We start from the raw sequence: 17,290 nt of genomic DNA, 5'->3' as shown, positions 1-17,290 counted from the left end.
GACGTTTACACACGCCGCTTTAGCCTTTGCTTCCAGGGTGTTGGGGAGTCTGGCGGACATGGACGCGTGACGTATCAATTCTCATCCGGCGCGGCCGCCGCACCCGCGGACGATCGCCGCCTGATCGAGCGCGACGAGGTCCACTACCGCGCCCGCGCCTTCGGCCCCGATGCCCAGCCGGTCACCCTGCTGATCGTCAACATCTCGCCCCACGGCCTGATGGCCCGCTGCGAGAAGCCCTTTACCGAAGGGGACCGGATGCGGGTGACGCTCCCCGCGGTCGGTGTGGTCGCAGCGGAGGTCCGCTGGTCGCTCGGCGGCCGCCTCGGCGCGAGCTTCGACACCGCGATCGATCTCGCCAGCTATTATGAGCTCATCGCCCAGCTGATGAAGAAGTAACCTAGCCCTTCCGGACCAGAACCACGCCGGCCAGCACCAGCAGCACGCCAAAGGCCTTCATCGGCGTCACCGGGTTCTCCGGCAGCCGGAGCAGCCCGAAATGGTCGATCACCAGCGCCGCCGTCAGCTGCGCGGCGATCGCTATAGTCAGCATCGAGGCGAGCCCCAGCCGCGGTGCGGCGTAGGCGGAGGTCGAGACGAAGATCACGCCATAGATGCCGCCGGTCCACGCCCACCAGGGCACGTCCCTGAGCGTCGCGGAAGAGGTACGGTCCAGCGTCGCCCAGATGCCGAGCAGGATCACCGTTCCGACCCCGAACGAGATCAACGCCGCGAGGATCACCGATCCGCTGCGCGCCAGCGTCCCGTTGACCGGCGGTTGCATGGCAACGCCGATGCCCGCAAGGATCGTCATCAGGATTGGGAAGAGCGCTGGCATCTGCGCAAGCAGATAGGTCGTGACGCGGCCGGTTCAACCCGCGCCGCGCCCCTTCCCCGATCAGGTTGACGGCCGCTCCACGATCGCACCGACGATCCGCCGCACGACCGGCAACACCATCAACAGCACCGGAAAAGCGATTACCCAGGACAGCCCCCACGCTCCCATCCACGCACTGGGGAAAGCGTCGGAAAAGCCCAGACTCCGTGCCGTGGCGATCGCCGAGACGACAAAGGTCATCATGACCGACAAGATCAGCGCCGAAACGAGCCCGGCGTGGCGGGCGGGAAGATGGCGAGGACGAAAATTGCTTGGCATGTATTTCTCACATTCAGGGCATCGGCCAGCATCCCGGGAAGAACTCCCGTTTCCCGGCCGATCACCGGGTTGGATGCGTTGCCTGACGTGAGACGCTTACGACCTTCGCTGTGAAGGCGTGCCGCTCCTGTCACAGATGCGACCGATTCGCAACAACCTTCAGCCCGCGCGCAGCAGCCCCACCGCCGCATCACGCTCGAACAGATAAAGCGCGACCCGCGCGGCTTGCCCACGCTCGCCGTCGAGCCCGCCATCACGATCCACCAGCAGCCGCGCATCGGCATTGGCCGCGCCGATCAGCTCGGCGAACTTCTCGGGCGGCGCGAGCCGGAACGTCTGCTCGCCCGACTGGCGGGTACCCAGCATCTCGCCGGCGCCGCGCAGCCGCAGATCCTCCTCCGCGATGCGGAAACCGTCATTGGTCTCACGCATTAGCGCCAGCCGTGCCCGCGCCGTCTCGCTCAGTGTCCCGCCGCGCAGTAGCACGCATACCGAGCGCCCCCCGCCGCGCCCGACACGCCCGCGCAACTGGTGGAGCTGCGCAAGGCCAAACCGATCGGCATGTTCGATCACGATCAGCGTCGCATTGGGAACATCGACGCCGACTTCAATCACGGTGGTCGCGACCAGCACGCCGAGTTCACCCGCGGCGAAGCGCGCCATTACTGCGTCCTTCTCCGGCCCCTTCATCCGGCCATGGACCAGACCAATCTTGTCGCCGAAGCGCGACCGCAGCGCCTCGGCGCGCTCCTCGGCGGCGGCGAGGTCGATCTTCTCGCTCTCCTCGACCAGCGGGCACACCCAATAGGCCTGGCCGCCGCCCGACAGATGCCGCGCAAGTCCGTTGACGATCTCCTCCAGCCGCTCCTCACTGATCACGCTCGTCTCGATCGGCTGGCGCCCCGGCGGCATCTCGTCGAGCTTGCTCACATCCATCTCGCCATGCGTCGCGAGCTGCAGCGTGCGCGGGATGGGGGTCGCGGTCATCACCAGCAGATGCGGCGCAGTCTTCGCCTTGGCCTGAAGCATCATCCGCTCGGCGACGCCAAAGCGGTGCTGTTCATCGACCACCACCAGCCCCAGGTCGCGATACTCGACCCCCTGCTGGAAGATCGCATGCGTGCCGATCAGGATATCGATCGACCCGTCATGCAGCCCCATTAGCGTCGCCTCTCTTGCTCGGCCCTTGTCGCGCCCGGTGAGGATAGCGATGCGGACGTCGAGGCCCGAGAACAGCCGCTGCAGCGTGTCGAAATGCTGGCGCGCGAGGATTTCAGTCGGCGCCAGCATCGCGCCCTGAGCGCCCGCCTCGACTGCGATCAGCAGCGCCATCGCCGCGACCAGCGTCTTGCCCGCACCGACATCGCCTTGCAGCAGCCGCAGCATCGGGCGGCTCTGCGCCATGTCGCCTTCGATCTCACGGATCGTCCGCGATTGCGCGCCGGTCGGGGTGTAGGGCAAGCGCAGGGCATCCCGCAGCCGCCCGTCTCCTGCGAGCATGCGCCCCTTCTTGCCTCGCGCGGCCCCACGAACCAGCATGAGGGCCAGCTGGTTGGCGAACACCTCGTCATAGGCCAGCCGGTCGCGCGCCTTCCCATCTGCGGGATCGGCATGAATCGCCGCCAGTGCCTCGCGCCAATCCGGCCAGCCATGTTTTGCCTTCAGGCTCGGCTCGATCCACTCGGGAAGCTCGGGCGCGCGCTCGATCGCCTGCACCGCCAGCGCCGCCAGCCGTTTCGACGTCATCCCCTCGGACAGCGGGTAGATCGCCTCCCTCCCGCCCGGTTCGGCTGCGTCGGGCGCGACCACCTCGGGATGAACGATCTGCAGTTCCTGCCCATATTGGTCGAGCTTGCCCGATACCCAGCGCGGCTCGTTCAGCGGCAGCTGCTTCTTCGCCCAGCCCGAATTGCCGCCGAAGAAGACCAAAGTGACGGAGTTTCCCCTGACGTCCACCGCTTCGACTCGCGACGGCGCCCGCGCGCTACCCCCCATCCGATAGTTCACCGGGGTCAGCGTGATCGCGATCACCTGCCCCACGTCGGCTGCGTCCAGTTCCTCGCGCGGCAGCCGGTCGATCCAGCCGCTCGGCAAATGGAACGCCACGTCCACGGCGCGCGCAAGGCCCAGCCGCTCCAGCGGCTTGGCAAGTTGCGGCCCCACGCCCTTGAGCGCAGTGATCTCGGCGAAGAGCGGGTTGAGGATGTCGGGACGCATGTCTATCTGCTGCCTACACCCAGCCGACCGCGCGAAAAAGCGCTGTCGGCCAATTTGCGTTGAGAATCATGGACCGTGAAACCCGCCTGAAACGTCTCCGCTTCCGCGCCTGGCACCGCGGCGTCAAGGAAGCCGACCTGATGGTCGGCGGATTCTTCGACGCGCATCACGCCGGCTGGAACGACGAAGAGATCGTGCTGTTCGAAGCGCTGCTCGAGGAACAGGACGTCGACATCATGGCCTGGGCAATGGGCACCCAGCCCGTCCCGCCCGAATATCACGGCACGATCATGTCCGCGCTCAAGGCGCTCAACTACGTGCCCGTCGCCGAGTAATTCCAAAGCCGTCACCCCGGCCTCGTGCCGGGGTCCACCGGGCGGCGCATGAATCCAGAGAGCCTCTTGCGCATCGCGGGCGGCAAAGTGGACCCCGGCACAGAGCCGGGGTGACGAAGAGAGCAGAATGCCCGACCTGAACCAGATCCTCTCGGCCAAGACGCCGCTCACCCTGTCGGGTGCACCCTCGGGCTTCCTCCCATGGTTGCTCGCCGATCTTGCGCGCGCCTCGGCCACCGGTGCCGTCTATATCGCCCCCGACGAGTCGGCGATGCGTGCGGTTGCGTCCACCGCGACCTTCTTCGCGCCTGAGCTTGAGATCGTCCAGTTCCCCGCCTGGGACTGCCTGCCCTATGACCGCGCCAGCCCCACGCTGCGCGTCATGGCCGAGCGCATGGCCGCGCTCGCCGCACTGCAATCGAAGACTGCCAAACCGCGCCTGATCCTCACCACGGTCAACGCCGCGACCCAGCGCACGCTCACCCCGTTCCGCGTCCGCCAGATGACCGCGCGCCTCGCGCCGGGCGAGCGCATCTCGCTCGACAAGCTCGCCACGCTCCTCTCCGCCAACGGCTATGTCCGCACCGATACCGTCCACGACTCCGGTGAGTTCGCGGTGCGTGGCGGCCTCGTCGACCTCTTCCCCTCAGGCTCCGAGCAAGGCCTGCGCCTCGACTTCTTCGGCGACGAGATCGAGAGCGTGCGCACCTTCGACCCGTCCGACCAGCGCACCACCGGCCGCGTCGACGGCTTCACTCTGCTCCCCGCTTCCGAAGCCCTGCTCGACGAGGACACGATCAAGCGCTTCCGCACGCGCTATCGCGAGAAGTTCGGCGCCACCGCCACCGGCGACCCGCTCTATCAGGCGATCAGCGACGGCCGCCGCCTCGCCGGCATGGAGCATTGGCTCCCGCTGTTCGAGGAGCGCCTCGAAACCCTGTTCGACCATCTCCCCGAAGGCGCCGTCATCGTCCGCGACGCGGGCGACGCCGGTGCGGCGGAGAACCGGTTCGAGGCGATCGCCGACTATCAGGCCAACCGCGTCCGCGCCCAGTCGACCGACGCCGGCAGCTACCGCCCGCTCGGCACCGACCAGCTCTACCTCCTCCCCGACGAGTGGGAGAAGCGCCTCAAGGCGGTCAACGCCCACCTCGCCACCCCCTTCCACGAGCCCGAAAGCGCCACCGTCCTCGACTTCGCTGTCGACGGCCCGCGCGACTTCGCCCCTGAGCGCGCCGCCGGCACCAATATCTACGAAGCGGTCACCGACCACCTCGCCAAACTGCGCAAATCGGGCAAGAAGCCGATCCTCGCCAGCTACTCGACCGGCTCGCGCGAGCGCCTCTCGGGCCTGCTCGCCGATCACGGCCTCACCGGCGCGCGCATGGCCGAGACCTGGCAGGAAGCGCTCGGCGCCGCCGACAAGGGCGTCGCCCTCATCGTCCTGCCCCTCGACCACGGCTTCACTTCGCCCGAAGTCGCCCTGCTCACCGAACAGGACATGCTCGGCGACCGCCTCGTCCGCCGCAACAAGCGCAAGAAGTCGACCGACGCCTTCCTCGCCGAACTCGCCACGCTCTCCCCCGGCGACCTCGTCGTCCATCTCGAGCATGGCATCGGCCGCTACGAAGGGCTGACCCAGATCCCGGTGCAGAAGGCGCCGCACGATTGCGTCGCGCTCACCTATGCCGGCGGAGACAAGCTCTACGTCCCGGTCGAGAATCTCGAAGTCCTCTCGCGCTACGGCTCCTCCGACGAGGTCGCATCGCTCGACCGTCTCGGCGGCGAGGCATGGCAGCGCCGCAAGTCGAAGATGAAGGAGCGCATCCGCGAGATCGCGGGTGAGCTCATCGCCACCGCCGCCGCGCGCGCCGTCCGTCCGGGCGAAGTGCTCGAGCCCGATCCCGGCGGCTATCCCGCCTTTGTCGACCGCTTCCCCTTCACCGAGACCGACGATCAGGACCGCGCCATCGGCGACGTGCTCGAGGATCTGTCCGCCGGCCGGCCGATGGACCGGCTCGTCGTCGGCGATGTCGGCTTCGGCAAGACCGAGGTCGCGTTGCGCGCCGCCTTCGTCGCGGCGATGGCGGGACAACAGGTCGCGGTGGTCTGCCCCACCACGCTCCTTGCCCGCCAGCACTACAACAACTTCGTCCAGCGCTTCGAAGGCTTCCCGATCCGCATCGGCCGCCTCTCGCGCCTCGTCCCCGCGGCCGAGGCCAAGGCGACCAAAGAAGGGCTGGAGAGCGGCCAGGTCGACATCATCGTCGGCACCCACGCCGTCCTTGCCAAGGGCATCGAATTCAAGCGCCTCGGCCTCGTCATCGTCGACGAGGAACAGCGCTTCGGCGTCACCCACAAGGAGCGGCTGAAGGGCCTCAAGGCCGACGTCCACGTCCTCACCCTCACCGCCACCCCGATCCCGCGCACCCTGCAGATGGCGATGTCGGGCCTGCGCGAGCTGTCGGTCATCCAGACGCCGCCCGTCGACCGCCTCGCTGTGCGCACTTATGTCATGCCGTGGGACCCGGTCGTCCTGCGCGAAGCCCTCCTCCGCGAACATTATCGCGGCGGCCAGAGCTTCCTCGTCACCCCGCGCATCGCCGACCTGCCCGATATCGAGCAGTTCCTGCGCGAGGAAGTGCCGGAGGTGCGCTACGTCGTCGCCCACGGCCAGATGGCAGCCTCCGAGGTCGAGGAGCGCATGTCCGCCTTCTACGACAAGAAGTATGAGGTGCTGGTCTCCACCACCATCATCGAGAGCGGCCTCGACATCCCCTCGGCCAACACGATGATCATCAACCGCGCCGACCGCTTCGGCCTCGCCCAGCTCTATCAGCTGCGCGGCCGCGTCGGCCGGGCCAAGACCCGCGCCTATGCCTATATGACCACCGCGCCCCAGCGGCTGATGACCGAGGCCGCGGAAAAGCGGCTCAAGGTCCTGTCCGACCTCGAAAGCCTCGGCGCCGGGTTCCAGCTCGCCAGCCACGATCTCGACATCCGCGGCGCCGGCAATCTGCTCGGCGACGAACAGTCGGGGCATATCAAGGAAGTCGGCTACGAGCTCTACCAGTCGATGCTGGAAGAGGCGATCATGGACGCCAAGGCCGGCGGCCTCGCCGATGCGCGCCCGCGCGACCTGTCGCCCCAGATCACCGTCGACGCCCCGATCCTGATCCCGGAGAGCTTCGTCCCCGATCTCGACCTGCGCATGGGCCTCTATCGCCGCCTGAACGAGGTCGAGGACAAGACCGGGATCGAGGAATTCGCCGCCGAGATGATCGACCGCTTCGGCAAATTGCCCGAGGAGACCGAGAACCTCCTCCTGCTGATCGAGGCCAAGCTCAACGCCAAGCGCGCCTGCATCGCCAAGATCGACGTGGGACCCAAGGGCGCGCTGGTCAGCTTCCATGAGGACAGCTTCCCCAGCGTCGATGGCCTGATGGCCTATGTCGGCAAGCTGGAGGGCACCGCCAAGCTGCGCCCCGACATGAAGCTGGTGATCAGCCGGGTGTGGGCGACGCCGCGAGCGCGGTTGAATGCGGCGGTGCAGCTGTCGCGGGGGCTGGCGAAAGCGGCGGGTTAATCGGGGGGTCCTTGGAACCGCATTAGTAGGTGAAGCTGTCGTCGTCGTCCCAGTCGGGGTACACGACCGGCTTGTCACCGAAATACTGCTTCACAACCTTGTCACGTCGTTCCATCGACATCTCCTCTGGATCGAGATCCTCGGGATAGACGAAGACCACTTCAAATCGCCCGTCTTTTACGAAGTACTGAATCTCCTCCCAACGATCTTCGCCTTCCTGCGCTTCCCACAGATCGAGCAGCGCATCACCGATTCGCTTCAGATCCGGCCTCCGGTAAAGGATGTGATTTCCGAGATCCTTGAAGATCGAGGGGCCGACCGAATTGCGATCCACATCAGCATGGAACAGGGTTCCATGGAGGGGATATTCTTTGTCCTCTGCCAACAATTGTCCGATCTTGTTGAGCAGATCTTCTGCTCTATCGCTTGACACTTCTCACCTCCTTTCTCGGTTCGACAGGAAGCTTTCGGCTCTTCAGCGCATCGTGGATCAGAAGCAGAGGTTGAGGGCACATCGGCACACTGCGCACGGCTGAACGCCGCAGCCCAGTTCCCACGCAGGCAGTAGACGGCCCGGATAACCGCCCGTTGGAAGTAGCCTCAATAGATGAAACTATCCTCGTCATCCCAATCCGGATACTCGACCGGCTTGTCGCCGAAATACTGTTTTATCACTTCATCGCGACGCTCCAGCCACATCGCGTCGGGATCAAGCTGGTCGGGATAGACGAAGCTCACCTCGAAACGGCCGTCCTTTACGAGGTAATGGATTTCTTCCCATCCATCCTCTTCATCCTGAGCCTCCCACAGATCGAGCAGCACCCCGCCAAGCCGATCAAGATCCGGGCTGCGGTAGACGATATGATTTCCCCGATCCTTGAAGATCGACGGACGGACCGAATTGCGAGCAAGGACCGCGTAAAGCAACGTACCGTCCAGCGGATATTCTTGGTCCTCGGCCAGCAATTGCCCGATTTGGTCTAACAGTTTCTCGGTCGCGTTACTTTCCATCTCGTTTCTCTTTCGATTTGTTCGGGAGCTGCTGGCTTTCCCTATGGCCATTGATCCAGAACCAGACATTCAGCGCAGATGGGCGTTGCGACTTCCCCTCGAACACTGGAACGATCTTTATGCGCACCTGCTTCCCTAGGCGCTTCGCTTGTTCCCACTGGTTTTCAAGCTTGGCATAGTCGCTACGATTGAAACTGCCGTCCTGTGCGAAGTGGTTGAACGCCTCGGTCGGCCCGTTGAACCGACGGGCGATATAGTGACCGCCATGATCGCTTGTCCGCCGGTCGCTGCCGCCGGCCCCAAGTTGCGCCGCCCGCGATCGTCCTTGATCGGAGTTCAGGGTGATTTCACCTGAGATCCGCCGAGTGCGATTCTGATCATCGATCTCGTAACGATATCCGTTGCGCTCGACCGTCCGCCAACGCTCTGAACCCGATCGCGGGCCGTGTCCCGCCGTTGCTCGCCGGACTTGAACACGGCGCGTACTCTGTTGCGGGCTAGCAACCGTCCTTGGCCGTTGGACATCACCGCGAGGAGAACGCCGTTGCGGTCCGATGCCCGCCCTTGGCGGCTGGGCCACAACCCGAGGAGGCGTCCGCTGCACGCCTGCACTCCCTCTTCGCCCTTGCGGCTTTTTGGTCTCACCTCCCCAGTCGCCATCGCCGGTCGCGCCACCGCCACCGAAATCCCCGCCACCGCCGCCTGTAAAACCCCCGCCTCCCCATGTCGAAGGCTTGTCGCGCCCTCCCGGGGACCTTTGCCCGCCACCCGACCGCCCCGCCGGCGGACCTTGAGGCTTCGGAGCAGGAGCGGGAGCGGGACGACCTTGTGGAACGACGCGACCGCGTCTCTCCGCCTGCCCGCCACTACCACGGCCATAATAGTGGCCAGTGCCAACAAAGGTGAAACGACCATTCTCCGGGTCATGCCAAGGATTGAACTTGAACTCGACCCCATCGGCACTGGTTTCACGTGGCAATCGCCCAGTGCGCAGCCAAATCGAAAACGCGCGTCGTCGCGCTACATCATCCATCTCGTTCATGTTGCCCCGCCGTCAAAAGCGGTGAGAACATTTGATGAACATTTTCCAACAAGTCAATCGGAACGCCGCAATTTCCCTCCGATTCGGAGCAAGTTCATTGTCGAGCGAGGCACTGCGACACTTGGAGTTCCGTCACCAACCAACCCCACCCTTTTCCTCACCCTCTCCGCGTGTTAACCATCTTTTCCCAGAGGGGGAGCGGATGGCGCAGCACGACATCCAGGGCCGTCACGCGCGGCTGGAGCAGGCGATCGGCCTGCTCGATTCAGCGTCCGGCTGGGACGATGCCAGCACGATCCTGCGCGACCATGCCCGCGCCATCGCCGATGCCGACGGCATTACCGTGGTCCTGCGTCAGGGCGACGAGGTGTTCTACGCGGCCGAGGATGCGATCAGCCCGCTGTGGACCGGCCAGCGCTTTCCGGTCGAACGCTGCATCTCCGGCCTCGCGATCATGGCGGGCGAGCCGATCCTGATCCCCGACATCCGCAACGATTCCCGCGTGCCGCTCAACGCCTATCTCGCGACCTTCGTCGCCAGCATGGCGATGTTCCCGATCGGGCGCACCGCGGCGCTCGGCGCCTATTGGCGCAACCCCGGCGCCGTCGACCTCGAGGCGGTCGGGCTGATGACCCGCCTCGCCGCCGCCGCGGCGCTGATCCTCGACCCCAATGCCCCGCCCGCGCGCAAGGCCGGCTGACCTCACATTGACTTTTGGCAGCATCACTGCCATATCCCCGCCCAGCGAGGCGTTATGCAGCGTGATCGGTCATGCGGGGAAACCCCAAATGCCCCGGCTCCGCCTCGGTTGATTTACAGGCTCCCCTGTCACGCGGGTTGTCATTTTTGACCCCGCCTCCGTGCGCGCTTTCGGCGTGCGCGTCGGCCGTTATTACGAAGAGATTCCTTTGACCGAATTCAACACCCTCGGCCTGTCCGAGACCACCCTCGCTGCGCTTGCTGCAAAGGGCTACACCACCGCGACCCCGATTCAGGCGCAGTCGATCCCGGCGCTCCTGCAGGGCCGCGACCTTCTGGGCATCGCCCAGACCGGCACCGGCAAGACCGCGGCGTTCATGCTGCCTTCGATCGATCGCCTGATCGCTTCGGGCAAGCGCGCCCAGCCGCGCGGCTGCCGCATGCTCGTCCTCGCGCCGACCCGTGAGCTGGCCAGCCAGATCGCACAGAGCGCCCGCGACTATAGCAAGGGCTCGCGCCTCAGCGTCGCGACCGTGTTCGGCGGCACCTCGATCCACAAGAACAAGACCGACCTCGCGCGCGGCGTCGACATCATCGTCGCCACCCCGGGCCGCCTCGTCGACCTGATCGACCAGTGCTATGCGATCCTGCTCGGCATCGAGATCCTCGTGCTCGACGAAGCCGACCAGATGATGGACCTCGGCTTCATCCATGCCCTGAAGCGCATCGTCCGCGAGCTGCCCTCGCAGCGCCAGACGCTGTTCTTCTCGGCGACGATGCCCAAGTCGATCCGCGAGCTCGCCGGCCAGTTCATCAAGAACCCGGTCGAGGTGAAGGTGACTCCGGTCGCCACCACCGCCGAGCGCGTCGAGCAGTTCGTCACCCACGTCAATCAGGCCGAAAAGCAGTCGCTGCTGACCATCGCACTGCGCGACGAGAGCATCGACCGCGCGCTGATCTTCACCCGCACCAAGCACGGCGCCGACCGCGTCGTGAAGCTGCTCGCCGCCAGCGGCGTCGCGTCGAACGCGATCCATGGCAACAAGAGCCAGCCGCAGCGCGAGCGCGCGCTGGGCGAGTTCAAGTCGGGCAAGGTCAAGATCCTGATCGCGACCGATATCGCCGCGCGCGGTATCGACGTGTCGGGCGTCAGCCACGTCTTCAACTTCGAGCTGCCCAACGTGCCGGATCAGTATGTCCACCGCATCGGCCGCACCGCCCGTGCCGGCGCGACCGGCATCGCCATCAGCTATTGCGCCGATGACGAGCGGACGTACCTGCGCGATATCGAGAAGCTGATCCGCCAGAAGGTGACCGTCCAGCCGCTGCCCGAGGACTTCCTCGCCGAATCGGCGCGGATCAAGTCGAGCCGCGGCCCGGTCCCGATCAGCCGCGACGAGATGAACGGCCGCAACGGCCGCACCATGGCGGATCGCAACGCGCATCACCGCCACAATTCGCAGAGCCAGCGCGGCCCCCGCGGCAACCCCGCCGGCGACCGCCGTCAGGGTGAGCAGCGTGGCGCCGAAAATGGTCAGCGTCCGCAGGGCGAGCGCCAGGCGCGCCCCGAGGGTCAGCGCCAGACGCTCGGCGCCAGCTTCGGTGGGCGCGAGGGCGGCCAGAACGGCAACGGCCAGCGTCCGCAGGGCGACCAGCCGCGCTTCTACGGCCCCAAGAAGAAGAAGTGGGCGCCCCGCCCCGCCGGCGGCCAGCGCAGCGGCGGCGGACGCTAAGGTGAAATGACAACGGGCGGCCCCAGGGCCGCCCGTTTGCTATTGAATGGAGGCCGGTCGGATGGCGTTCGCCATCGCCTTGGCCGACGGCATCAAAGCCTCGATCGCCTTACGGTCATTGCCACCGCCATAGCGGTAGATGTTCAGCATCTTCCCCTCGACGACAGTCATGCATTGCGCCATCGCCAGAGTGTAAGCGGCACCGCCCGCGTCGACCTTCACGTCGAAGATACCTCCCAGATAGAGGCACATATCGTCCTTGCCGAGGTATGTAATCTTACCTGCCAGATCTACCTTGGTTTGAAACGTGTCGCTCAGCCCTTTGGACACGTCTTTCATGATCGTGCCCGAATCGAGTTCCTTGGCCAGCATCGGCTCGACGGTTTGCTGAAACTCGGCGTTGGTCAGTGTCGCCAGCAGCGCCACCGTCGGCGTCTTGATCAGATAATAGTCGATCCAACGCAGCTTCTCGTCGCAGTGAATCACGGTCAAATGGGTCACATTATCGCGATCCCCTGCCGCCACCAGCTGCGCGGCAGCAGCATCCTTGCCTTCAGGCAGGCAATAGCCCTCCGGAACCGGAACACGGAGCGAAACCGTACCCACGCGGAACTCACCGTGCGACGTATCGGCAGACGCATTTCCCACAGCCAGTGCCGCCGCTATCAACCAAACTGACACGACATCCTTCTCCCTGATATTCCTTCGGAATAGCCCGCCTAGCGCCGTCCACGCGCCGCATCGTCCGCCTGCGCGGCGATCAGCCGATCGACCCGCTCGTAACCCACGACCGCCTCGTTACTCCGCCCGCCGATCAGCGGGGCCGCGCGGCGGTACAGATCCTGCGCACGCCGATATTCGCCCTCCGCTTCGGCGCACAGCGCCAGATCAAAGGTGATCGAAGGGTGGTTGGGCGCCTGCGCATCCATCGCCCCCCACGCCGTACAGGCTACGGGCAGGTCGCGCTGCGTCTGCCTGACGATGTCCTTGAACGGGCGGTTGAGTTCCTTGGGCAGCCCCTTGGTGCTCTCGCGGAAGCGGATGCTGTAGGTCTCGACCACCGGCGCGATATCGCGGCGCACCTCGCCCGCAATGCTCTGGATCATCCCACGCACCGATTCCTCCACCGTGCGTGATGGCTCGTCGCCACGGCACCAGCTGATCTCGTCGCGCTTGGGCTTGCCCGTCGTATAGACAACACGCCCGTCAGCGGTGCGCACCAGCCGAAGGTCGGCGCTCACATTCACGACGCGGCGGGTGCAATGGACCTCGACCTCGGCCTCGCTCAGGCACTTGCCGTTCTCCTTTCCGCCTTCGCGCTCGACGCAGCGCTTCTGCTTCTCCTTATAGCTATTGTCCTGCACGCCGCTCGTCACCGCGCCGCTCAGCACCCCTTCAGGCTCCTGCCCGCCGCCGAACGCTGCAATCAGGTCGAAATGCGGCCGCCCGTCGACATCGGGCTGCGAGAGTGCGCGTTCGATCGCCATTTCCAGCTGGCGCCCGTCGCGGCCATTGAACCGGTCGATGCCCAGCGAATCGAGCATTGCCGCGTCACGATAGGGCGGTGCGAACTTGCCGGTCATCTGAACCGCCTCGCCAAAGGCCGGTCCGGCAGCGATTCCCGCCGCCGCTGCCGCGCACAGGATTGCATACCGCCTAAAGCGCCGCGTTCGCATAATTCCCCTCACCAAAATGCCCAAGGAAAGCAAAAGTCCGTTACGGTTTCGCATCGAAGCAACAGGCTCGCAAGGCCGCCGATCGCGCCGCAGTGCGTCACGCGGGTTGAAACCATCGCCCCCCTTTGCTACGCGCCCGCCAACCCAAGCAGGGGCTGCCGGTTCATTCGGCGCGCCCCTTTTTCGCATGGGGCCATTTCGAGATTCCAAGAGGAAGCACGCGTCCGTGGAGAATTCCAGCGGTATTCAGGCAAGTTTAAGCGGGCGCTATGCGACCGCGTTGTTCGAACTGGCGCATGAGAAAGGCGCGATCGACAAGGTCGAATCGAGCCTTTCCACGGTGAAGCAGGCCCTGGCCGATTCGCCCGAGTTCGCAGCCCTCACCAGCAGCCCGCTGGTTGGCCGTAACGACGCGATCAAAGCGGTCGCTGCAGTAGCCGGCACGATGAAGCTCGATTCGCTCACCGCCGACTTCCTCGGCGTGCTGGCGCAGAATCGTCGCCTCGCCACGCTCGCCAACATCGTCCGCGACTTCCGTACACTCGCCGCGCGTCATCGCGGTGAAACCAGTGCCGAAGTCGTCTCGGCGCATCCGCTTTCCCCCGCGCAGGTCACCGCGCTCAAGGCGCAACTGCGCGAGCGCGTCGGCCGCGACGTCAATGTCGACCTGTCGGTCGATCCCTCGCTCCTTGGCGGGCTGGTCGTGAAGATCGGCTCCCAGATGATCGATTCGTCGATCAAGACCCGTCTCAATTCCCTCGCGCACGCGATGAAAGGCTGAAGGCTAGAATCATGGATATCCGCGCCGCAGAAATCTCGAAGGTCATCAAGGACCAGATCGCCAATTTCGGCACTGAAGCAGAGGTCAGCGAGACCGGCCAGGTGCTGAGCGTCGGTGACGGCATCGCGCGCGTCCACGGCCTCGACAACGTCCAGGCGGGCGAAATGGTCGAGTTCTCGAACGGCGTGCAGGGCATGGCGCTCAACCTCGAGGCCGACAATGTCGGCATCGTGATCTTCGGCTCGGACGCCGAGATCAAGGAAGGCGACGTCGTCAAGCGCACCGGCACGATCGTGGACGTTCCCGTCGGCAAGGGCCTGCTCGGCCGCGTCGTCGATGGCCTCGGCAACCCGATCGACGGCAAGGGCCCGATCGCTTCCGATCAGCGCTCGCGCGTCGAAGTGAAGGCGCCAGGCATCATCCCGCGCAAGTCGGTGCACGAGCCGGTTCAGACCGGTCTCAAGGCGATCGACGCCCTCGTCCCCGTCGGCCGTGGCCAGCGCGAGCTGATCATCGGCGACCGTCAGACCGGCAAGTCGGCTGTCGCGATCGATACCTTCATCAACCAGAAGACGATCAACGCGGGCGACGACGAGGGCAAGAAGCTCTATTGCGTCTATGTCGCCGTCGGCCAGAAGCGCTCGACCGTTGCGCAGCTCGTGCGCACGCTCGAAGAGAATGGCGCGATGGAATATTCGATCGTGGTCGCCGCGACCGCGTCGGACCCCGCCCCGCTCCAGTTCCTCGCACCGTACACTGGCTGCGCCATGGGCGAGTATTTCCGCGACAACGGCATGCACGCCGTGATCGTCTATGACGATCTGTCGAAGCAGGCCGTCGCCTATCGTCAGATGTCGCTGCTGCTGCGCCGCCCGCCGGGCCGCGAAGCCTATCCCGGCGACGTCTTCTATCTCCACAGCCGCCTGCTGGAGCGCGCTGCGAAGCTCAACGACGCCAACGGCAACGGTTCGCTGACGGCGCTGCCGATCATCGAGACTCAGGCGGGCGACGTGTCGGCCTACATCCCGACCAACGTGATCTCGATCACCGACGGCCAGATCTTCCTTGAGACCGACCTGTTCTTCGCGGGCATCCGCCCGGCGATCAACGTGGGTCTGTCGGTGAGCCGCGTGGGTTCGTCGGCACAGACCAAGGCGATGAAGAAGGTGTCGGGCTCGATCAAGCTCGAGCTCGCCCAGTATCGCGAAATGGCTGCGTTCGCGCAGTTCGGTTCGGACCTCGACGCTTCGACCCAGAAGCTGCTGAATCGTGGTGCGCGCCTGACCGAGTTGCTCAAGCAGCCGCAGTTCTCGCCGCTGCCGTTCGAAGAGCAGACCGTGTCGATCTTCGCCGGCACGAACGGCTATATCGACAGCGTGCCGGTTCAGGACGTCGTCCGCTACGAAGCGGCGATGCTGACCGAGATGCGTTCGAAGCACGCCGACATCCTCAAGGATATCCGCGACAGCAAGGACCTGAGCGACGCCACCAAGGCCAAGCTCAAGGACGCGCTGGCAGCGTTCGGCACGACGTTCGCCTGATCGCACGCTGGTGGCCGACCACTCCCTCCTTGCATGGACGTTGCTCAGCGTCGGCCTCGTGCTGACGCCGGGGCCCGACACCATGCTCGTCGCGGGTCATGCCGCGCGTGGAGGAATTCGGGCCGGCTTCGCGGCGGTTGCCGGCGTTGGCCTGGGCGGACTGTGGTACATGGCGCTGTGCGGCTTCGGCTTCCTCAGCGTCCTCACCGCCTTCCCGACCCTGTTCATCGTCGTGAAGACCGCCGGTGCGATCTACCTCGCCTGGCTCGGCTTCAAGCTGCTGCACGGCGCGGTGCGTCCGGCGCCGGTCACGGCTGAAGCGCCTGCCCTGGGCAAGCCCTTCTGGCAGGGTCTGCTCTCCACGGCGCTTAATCCCAAGGTCGCGTTGTTCTTCCTCGCCATCCTGCCGCAGTTCGTGGGCGAAGGCCCTGGCGCCCCGCTCAAGGGCGCGCTGCTGATCGCCGTGCCCTATGTGCTGGGCAGCTTCTGGCTCTCGGGCCTTGTTTTCGTCGCCGCCCGTGCGGGCCGCGCGGCGAAGCAGAGCAACGCGATGCGTTGGGTCGAAGGGCTGCTCGGTACGGCATTCATTGGTCTCGCGGGCCGTCTGGCCCTTGCTCGGAATTCGTAAATGGCAAGTTTGAAGGCCCTCAAGGTCCGCATCGGCTCAGTGAAGTCGACGCAGAAGATCACCAAGGCGATGAAGATGGTCGCCGCCGCCAAGCTGCGCCGTGCGCAGGAAGCGGCTGAGGCCGGGCGTCCCTACGCCCAGCGCCTCGAAGCCGTCGTCGCCTCGCTCGCCAGCAAGGTCAGCATCAGCGAAGCCTCGCCCAAGCTGCTCGCCGGCTCCGGCAAGGATCAGGTCCACCTGTTCGTCGTCGCGACGTCGGACAAGGGTCTGGCCGGCGCATTCAACACCAACATCGCCCGCCTCGCGCGCCGCCGTGCGCAGGAGCTGGCTGCCGAAGGCAAGACGGTCAAGTTCTACACCATCGGCAAAAAGGGCCGTGCGGTGCTGAACCGTCTCTTCCCGAAGGACATGCATCATTCGATTGAGCCGGGTGACCTCGGCAAGCTCGCCTTCGCCGATGCACGCGGCTATGCCGATGACCTGATCGCTCGCTTCGAGGCCGGCGAGTTCGACGTCGCGCACCTGTTCTACTCGAACTTCAAGTCGGTGCTGACGCAGGAGCCGACCGAGCAGCAGATCATCCCGGTCGCGATTCCCGCGGCGCCGGAGGGCGACGCCGCCGCTTCGGCCGTCACCGAGTACGAGCCCGGCGAAGAGGAAATCCTCGCCGACCTGCTCGGCCGCAACGTCGCGATCCAGCTCTATCGCGCGATGCGTGAGAACGCCGCGTCGGAGCAGGGTTCGAAGATGACCGCGATGGACAACGCCACGCGCAACGCGGGCGACCTGATCAAGCGTCTGTCGATCCAGTATAACCGCGCGCGTCAGGCCGCGATCACGACCGAGCTGGTCGAGATCATCTCGGGCGCAGAGGCGCTCTAAGCC

Annotated in this window: 17 protein-coding genes; 9 read left to right on the top strand and 8 right to left on the bottom strand. The window is 65.5% G+C overall.

Features of this window, described 5'->3' with window-relative positions; genetic code table 11:
- Positions 1-66 precede the first annotated feature (66 nt).
- On the top strand, positions 67-399 hold the full coding sequence (locus AC07NK_RS11145) for a PilZ domain-containing protein (protein ID WP_495170661.1): 333 nt from the start codon (positions 67-69) through the stop codon (positions 397-399).
- Position 400: 1 nt separating this feature from the next.
- Here AC07NK_RS11145 and AC07NK_RS11140 read toward each other — a convergent pair whose 3' ends face one another.
- The 3 genes from AC07NK_RS11140 to recG form a co-directional block, all read right to left on the bottom strand.
- Positions 401-838: a DMT family transporter gene (locus AC07NK_RS11140; RefSeq protein ID WP_495170660.1), complete on the bottom strand. Its 438-nt coding sequence runs from the start codon at positions 836-838 to the stop codon at positions 401-403.
- A gap of 60 nt (positions 839-898) precedes the next feature.
- The gene (locus AC07NK_RS11135) at positions 899-1,156 is read right to left on the bottom strand and encodes a DUF2798 domain-containing protein (RefSeq protein ID WP_495170659.1); all 258 of its coding nucleotides are present in this window, start codon (positions 1,154-1,156) and stop codon (positions 899-901) included.
- 159 nt (positions 1,157-1,315) lie between these two features.
- Complete coding sequence (recG, locus tag AC07NK_RS11130; RefSeq protein WP_495170658.1) at positions 1,316-3,373, bottom strand: ATP-dependent DNA helicase RecG; 2,058 nt, start codon at positions 3,371-3,373, stop codon at positions 1,316-1,318.
- A gap of 68 nt (positions 3,374-3,441) precedes the next feature.
- On the opposite strand from recG, the gene AC07NK_RS11125 reads away from it, so the two are divergent.
- Positions 3,442-3,708, top strand: a complete 267-nt coding sequence (locus AC07NK_RS11125; protein WP_495170657.1) for an FAD assembly factor SdhE — start codon at positions 3,442-3,444, stop codon at positions 3,706-3,708.
- A 127-nt stretch (positions 3,709-3,835) separates the two neighbouring features.
- On the top strand, positions 3,836-7,294 hold the full coding sequence (gene mfd, locus AC07NK_RS11120; RefSeq protein ID WP_495170656.1) for a transcription-repair coupling factor: 3,459 nt from the start codon (positions 3,836-3,838) through the stop codon (positions 7,292-7,294).
- A gap of 22 nt (positions 7,295-7,316) precedes the next feature.
- On the opposite strand, the gene AC07NK_RS11115 is transcribed toward mfd, so the two are convergent.
- The 3 genes from AC07NK_RS11115 to AC07NK_RS11105 all read right to left on the bottom strand — a co-directional run bounded on the left by AC07NK_RS11115 (position 7,317) and on the right by AC07NK_RS11105 (position 8,909).
- On the bottom strand, positions 7,317-7,727 hold the full coding sequence (locus AC07NK_RS11115; RefSeq protein ID WP_495170655.1) for a hypothetical protein: 411 nt from the start codon (positions 7,725-7,727) through the stop codon (positions 7,317-7,319).
- Between the two features lie 167 nt (positions 7,728-7,894).
- Positions 7,895-8,305: a hypothetical protein gene (locus AC07NK_RS11110; RefSeq protein ID WP_495170654.1), complete on the bottom strand. Its 411-nt coding sequence runs from the start codon at positions 8,303-8,305 to the stop codon at positions 7,895-7,897.
- A complete protein-coding gene (locus AC07NK_RS11105) occupies positions 8,295-8,909 on the bottom strand; it encodes a DNA/RNA non-specific endonuclease (protein WP_495170653.1) in 615 nt (204 codons plus the stop codon). The genes AC07NK_RS11110 and AC07NK_RS11105 overlap by 11 nt, the downstream gene beginning before the upstream one ends.
- 640 nt (positions 8,910-9,549) lie before the next feature.
- Between AC07NK_RS11105 and AC07NK_RS11100 the strand changes: the two genes are divergently transcribed.
- Both AC07NK_RS11100 and AC07NK_RS11095 read left to right on the top strand, forming a co-directional pair.
- The gene (locus AC07NK_RS11100) at positions 9,550-10,047 is read left to right on the top strand and encodes a GAF domain-containing protein (protein ID WP_495170652.1); all 498 of its coding nucleotides are present in this window, start codon (positions 9,550-9,552) and stop codon (positions 10,045-10,047) included.
- Between the two features lie 208 nt (positions 10,048-10,255).
- Positions 10,256-11,779 carry a DEAD/DEAH box helicase gene (locus tag AC07NK_RS11095; RefSeq protein WP_495171006.1) on the top strand — a complete coding sequence of 508 codons (1,524 nt, stop codon included), beginning with the start codon at positions 10,256-10,258 and terminating at the stop codon, positions 11,777-11,779.
- A gap of 39 nt (positions 11,780-11,818) precedes the next feature.
- Here AC07NK_RS11095 and AC07NK_RS11090 read toward each other — a convergent pair whose 3' ends face one another.
- A complete protein-coding gene (locus AC07NK_RS11090; RefSeq protein WP_495170651.1) occupies positions 11,819-12,460 on the bottom strand; it encodes a hypothetical protein in 642 nt (213 codons plus the stop codon).
- A gap of 38 nt (positions 12,461-12,498) precedes the next feature.
- Positions 12,499-13,362 carry a hypothetical protein gene (locus tag AC07NK_RS11085; RefSeq protein WP_495170650.1) on the bottom strand — a complete coding sequence of 288 codons (864 nt, stop codon included), beginning with the start codon at positions 13,360-13,362 and terminating at the stop codon, positions 12,499-12,501.
- 319 nt (positions 13,363-13,681) lie between these two features.
- Here AC07NK_RS11085 and AC07NK_RS11080 point away from each other — a divergent pair, with 319 nt between their 5' ends.
- Genes AC07NK_RS11080 through AC07NK_RS11065 form a run of 4 tightly spaced genes read left to right on the top strand, consistent with a single transcriptional unit; the run spans position 13,682 to position 17,287 of the window.
- Complete coding sequence (locus AC07NK_RS11080) at positions 13,682-14,236, top strand: F0F1 ATP synthase subunit delta (protein WP_495170649.1); 555 nt, start codon at positions 13,682-13,684, stop codon at positions 14,234-14,236.
- Positions 14,237-14,247: 11 nt separating this feature from the next.
- Positions 14,248-15,777 carry a F0F1 ATP synthase subunit alpha gene (gene atpA, locus AC07NK_RS11075; RefSeq protein WP_495170648.1) on the top strand — a complete coding sequence of 510 codons (1,530 nt, stop codon included), beginning with the start codon at positions 14,248-14,250 and terminating at the stop codon, positions 15,775-15,777.
- 10 nt (positions 15,778-15,787) lie between these two features.
- Positions 15,788-16,405 carry a LysE family translocator gene (locus tag AC07NK_RS11070; RefSeq protein ID WP_495170647.1) on the top strand — a complete coding sequence of 206 codons (618 nt, stop codon included), beginning with the start codon at positions 15,788-15,790 and terminating at the stop codon, positions 16,403-16,405.
- Complete coding sequence (locus tag AC07NK_RS11065; RefSeq protein ID WP_495170646.1) at positions 16,406-17,287, top strand: F0F1 ATP synthase subunit gamma; 882 nt, start codon at positions 16,406-16,408, stop codon at positions 17,285-17,287.
- Positions 17,288-17,290: the final 3 nt, after the last annotated feature.

This window comes from Sphingomonas sp. GW821-FHT09B04 (genome assembly GCF_059418285.1).
The sequence above is the reverse complement of the archived record's forward strand: the minus strand, read 5'-3'. Positions and strand labels throughout refer to the sequence as shown.

What these genes read in the sequence shown, in the direction of transcription:
- AC07NK_RS11065 (WP_495170646.1), top strand. Translation starts at nt 16,406, where the DNA reads ATGGCAAGTTTGAAGGCCCTCAAGGTCCGCATCGGCTCAGTGAAGTCG.
- atpA (WP_495170648.1), top strand. Translation starts at nt 14,248, where the DNA reads ATGGATATCCGCGCCGCAGAAATCTCGAAGGTCATCAAGGACCAGATC.
- AC07NK_RS11135 (WP_495170659.1), bottom strand. Translation starts at nt 1,156, where the DNA reads ATGCCAAGCAATTTTCGTCCTCGCCATCTTCCCGCCCGCCACGCCGGG.
- AC07NK_RS11085 (WP_495170650.1), bottom strand. Translation starts at nt 13,362, where the DNA reads ATGACCGGCAAGTTCGCACCGCCCTATCGTGACGCGGCAATGCTCGAT.
- AC07NK_RS11140 (WP_495170660.1), bottom strand. Translation starts at nt 838, where the DNA reads ATGCCAGCGCTCTTCCCAATCCTGATGACGATCCTTGCGGGCATCGGC.
- recG (WP_495170658.1), bottom strand. Translation starts at nt 3,373, where the DNA reads ATGCGTCCCGACATCCTCAACCCGCTCTTCGCCGAGATCACTGCGCTC.
- AC07NK_RS11125 (WP_495170657.1), top strand. Translation starts at nt 3,442, where the DNA reads ATGGACCGTGAAACCCGCCTGAAACGTCTCCGCTTCCGCGCCTGGCAC.
- AC07NK_RS11110 (WP_495170654.1), bottom strand. Translation starts at nt 8,305, where the DNA reads ATGGAAAGTAACGCGACCGAGAAACTGTTAGACCAAATCGGGCAATTG.
- AC07NK_RS11100 (WP_495170652.1), top strand. Translation starts at nt 9,550, where the DNA reads ATGGCGCAGCACGACATCCAGGGCCGTCACGCGCGGCTGGAGCAGGCG.
- mfd (WP_495170656.1), top strand. Translation starts at nt 3,836, where the DNA reads ATGCCCGACCTGAACCAGATCCTCTCGGCCAAGACGCCGCTCACCCTG.